We start from the raw sequence: 2,924 nt of genomic DNA, 5'->3' as shown, positions 1-2,924 counted from the left end.
ATTCGGCATCTTCTTTGTCGCAATGTGGTTAATTGCCGTAGTCATTGACGCCACTATCAAAAAAATTCAGCAAAAGGGCTAAGCCATGGACATGTTAAATCAATTTATCGCCACCTTTAGTAGTGCCTGGCAACAAGCCGATTGGGTTTTTCTGATGCTGTTTGGCCTTTTTTTCCTGGCAGTTTGGTTTTTACCCAGCCTGCTGGCGCTGCTGTTTAACCGTCGGCATGCCGGTAAAATTGCTGTATTCAATGTCCCGGCGGGTTTTTCGGTGATTGCATGGGCCGCTTTAATGGTTTGGGCTGTAACCGGCAAGCTGGGTGATAAGTTGGCCAACAAAGCCCGCTTAAAGCAAGTGGCCTAATACAAAGCGCTGCTGCAGCAGGGTTGCAGCAGCGGCAGTTTAACTAAGATTACAGCGACACGATATCCCCTTCATTTAAAATCAGCAGCGGCACCTGGCTATCAAGTTGTTGCTGCATATGCAGCAAACGCAGTAGCGGTGAGTGCGAGCTAATATCGCCTATCTGCCAGCTGGCATTGCCATAGCCCCAGGGGATCATGACTTTGCAGTTCAGATCCTGCGCCGCGACCAGCGCATCTTCGGGCGTAGTATGGACATAACGATACCAGTCCCCGTCAGTGTCGTGATGATAAGATGCCACCGGCAGCAAACAAATATCAATATCGCCGTATTTTTGCTGAATGTCTTTGAAATGCTGCGAATATCCGGTATCTCCGGCAAAAAATAACGTTTTGCCATTATGCTCCAACAGCCAGCCCCCCCACAGGGCCCGGTTATCATCGTTAAACAGTTTGCGGCTGTTAAAATGATGCGCCGGTACCAAATGCACCGCCAGCTCACCGCGCTGACTTTGGCTGTACCAGGCTTTTTCCACCAGGGTGTAGCCCCCTTTTGGCATATAATTGGCCATACCTAAAGGCAAATAATAAGTTGGAGAGCTGCCTAACTGGCGGATACTGGCATGGCTGAAATGGTCATAATGCAGATGTGAATACAGTACTGCATCGGTGGCGGCCAGTTGCTCAGCGCTCAAAGTCGGCGTGTAAGGGCGTTTAATAATCCCGACTAATTCTGGGCCCAGCTCACCGGCCAGTCAAACTGGCCGAATACCGGGTCAAACAGCAATTGCTGGCCATCTGGAGACTGAATAACAAAGCTGGCATGGCCAAGCCACTGCACCTCAAAGCCGGTATTCAGGGCCGGGGCATGCTGAGGGCCGGTGTACTGGCAGTTTTGGCCATGACTTTGGCAAACCACATGCTGATTTGCCAAGTAGCAGTCGCCCTCGCAGGTTACCGGATATTCCGGAAAGCCTTGTTTGGGCCGGTGTACATTGCGAAACATGCCCTGATTTTTTCCATCCGCTATCTGATTAATAACGGCGTGCTCACCGATGTGCTGTTGTAAACTATTGGGTGCGCTGCAGGCACTGAGTAACACCGCGCTGCTCAGCAGCAAGGTGACAAAGGCGGCCGTTAACTTCATTAATAATCCTTTATTTGGTGCCACGTTAAATATCATGGTGCATGATATGAAATGTAATCAGTTATCTACCCATTGAAACACATTTAATATTTGGCGCCCATCTTGTAAGCCATTGCGGGATTGCCGAATAGGGTATATTACATTATTGTGTTGAATTAATGAACGGCGTGACAGGTTAGCTTCAACAGGGAGACAGCGTTTGATTTACACACACCGGCTAATCATTCGTCAGTTGGCATTGGCCGATGCGCCCTTTATTTTAGCGTTGTTAAATCAACCGAGTTTTATTGGCAATCTTGGTGATAAAGGGGTGCGCACTATTGCCGATGCTGAGCAGTATCTGCAGCAGGGGCCCTTAGCCAGTTATCAGCAACATGGCTTTGGCTTATTGGCACTGCAACTGGCGGGCAGTGAGCAGTTAATTGGTATTTGCGGGTTATTACAACGTGAGCAATTACCGGCACCGGATCTGGGTTATGCACTATTGCCGCAATATACTGGTCAGGGCTTTGCTGAAGAAGCCGCCAAAGCCTGTCTACAATTGGCTGTGGCGCTAAATATACCGTCGTTATTTGCGGTGGTGAACACCGATAATTCCCGCTCTATCCGCTTATTGGAACAACTGCAGTTTCAGTATGTTGAACCACATCGTCTGGAAAACAGCCCACCACTGGCCTTGTACCAGTTATCGTTTTAACCTGCCTTGGCGGCAGTTAAAACCACTGCGGGTTTAAAAAGGGGATCAGCGCCAGTGTCAGGGCTTGCTGATAGACCCCGCTACGACTAAGCCGGTTTTGCGTTAATACACCAATAGCGCCACCGGCTTGTTTAATATTTTGTGTGCCAAAAAGCTGATCCATCACATCCCCCAGCTCTTGCCCTTGCGCCAGCGCCTGTAACACCGCTGGTGGTAACATCAAGCTGGCTGAACGGGCTTTACCGAGTATGCCTTTATGCTCTATCAGCATCCAGGCAAACGTCATATCACCGTCCAAACCGGCTTCAATAGCTACATAAAAATCTGCGCTGGTCTGCTGTTTTAGCGCTTTTAGGCGGTTTTCTGCACCCAGTAAGGTTTCGTCGTTGCTCACCGGCTGATCTGCCACGCCGGAAGACAGGGCAATGCCGCTGACAGTTATAGTTAGCTCAGGAAAGTTAGTATGAAAACACTGGCGCACAGCGTCGATTTTGGCTGGGTTGGCCGAGGCAACTGCAATCTGCCAGCGGTCTTTACCCGCAGGTGTTAATGGTACAAATTGGCTATTAATCATCGCGGGTCAACACTTCCAGCAATTCAATCTCAAATATCAGGTTACTGTTAGGCGGGATCATGGTCAGGGCAAGATCACGAACGTTTGCCGCACACTTTAGCATAATTGATTGACCGCGATCTTCAGCTGTGATCAGATACTGG

Annotated in this window: 5 protein-coding genes; 2 read left to right on the top strand and 3 right to left on the bottom strand. The window is 49.4% G+C overall.

Annotation, left to right across the window (positions count from 1 at the left end; all coding sequences use genetic code 11):
- The first annotated feature begins 85 nt into the window (after nt 1-85).
- Nucleotides 86-364: a superinfection immunity protein gene (locus tag V7D78_RS16770; protein ID WP_333609597.1), complete on the top strand. Its 279-nt coding sequence runs from the start codon at nt 86-88 to the stop codon at nt 362-364.
- 49 nt (nt 365-413) lie between these two features.
- Here the strand turns inward: V7D78_RS16770 and V7D78_RS16765 are convergent, their stop codons facing one another.
- Nucleotides 414-1,058: an MBL fold metallo-hydrolase gene (locus V7D78_RS16765; RefSeq protein ID WP_333609596.1), complete on the bottom strand. Its 645-nt coding sequence runs from the start codon at nt 1,056-1,058 to the stop codon at nt 414-416.
- A 32-nt stretch (nt 1,059-1,090) separates the two neighbouring features.
- Nucleotides 1,091-1,510: a hypothetical protein gene (locus V7D78_RS16760; RefSeq protein ID WP_333609595.1), complete on the bottom strand. Its 420-nt coding sequence runs from the start codon at nt 1,508-1,510 to the stop codon at nt 1,091-1,093.
- 199 nt (nt 1,511-1,709) lie between these two features.
- Here V7D78_RS16760 and V7D78_RS16755 point away from each other — a divergent pair, with 199 nt between their 5' ends.
- Nucleotides 1,710-2,207 carry a GNAT family N-acetyltransferase gene (locus tag V7D78_RS16755; protein WP_333609594.1) on the top strand — a complete coding sequence of 166 codons (498 nt, stop codon included), beginning with the start codon at nt 1,710-1,712 and terminating at the stop codon, nt 2,205-2,207.
- A 16-nt stretch (nt 2,208-2,223) separates the two neighbouring features.
- Here V7D78_RS16755 and yjjX read toward each other — a convergent pair whose 3' ends face one another.
- Entirely contained in the window at nt 2,224-2,781 is a 558-nt protein-coding gene (gene yjjX / locus V7D78_RS16750) for an inosine/xanthosine triphosphatase (protein ID WP_333609593.1), read from the bottom strand.
- Nucleotides 2,782-2,924: the final 143 nt, after the last annotated feature.

Origin of the sequence: Arsukibacterium sp. (assembly GCF_036735525.1) — a bacterium.
Lineage (GTDB): Bacteria > Pseudomonadota > Gammaproteobacteria > Enterobacterales > Alteromonadaceae > Alishewanella.
This window is presented reverse-complemented; position numbering and strand designations above follow the sequence as displayed.

Excerpts from the sequence above, each read along its gene's own strand:
- V7D78_RS16770 (WP_333609597.1), top strand. The coding sequence starts at position 86 with ATGGACATGTTAAATCAATTTATCGCCACCTTTAGTAGTGCCTGGCAA.
- yjjX (WP_333609593.1), bottom strand. The coding sequence starts at position 2,781 with ATGATTAATAGCCAATTTGTACCATTAACACCTGCGGGTAAAGACCGC.
- V7D78_RS16760 (WP_333609595.1), bottom strand. The coding sequence starts at position 1,510 with ATGAAGTTAACGGCCGCCTTTGTCACCTTGCTGCTGAGCAGCGCGGTG.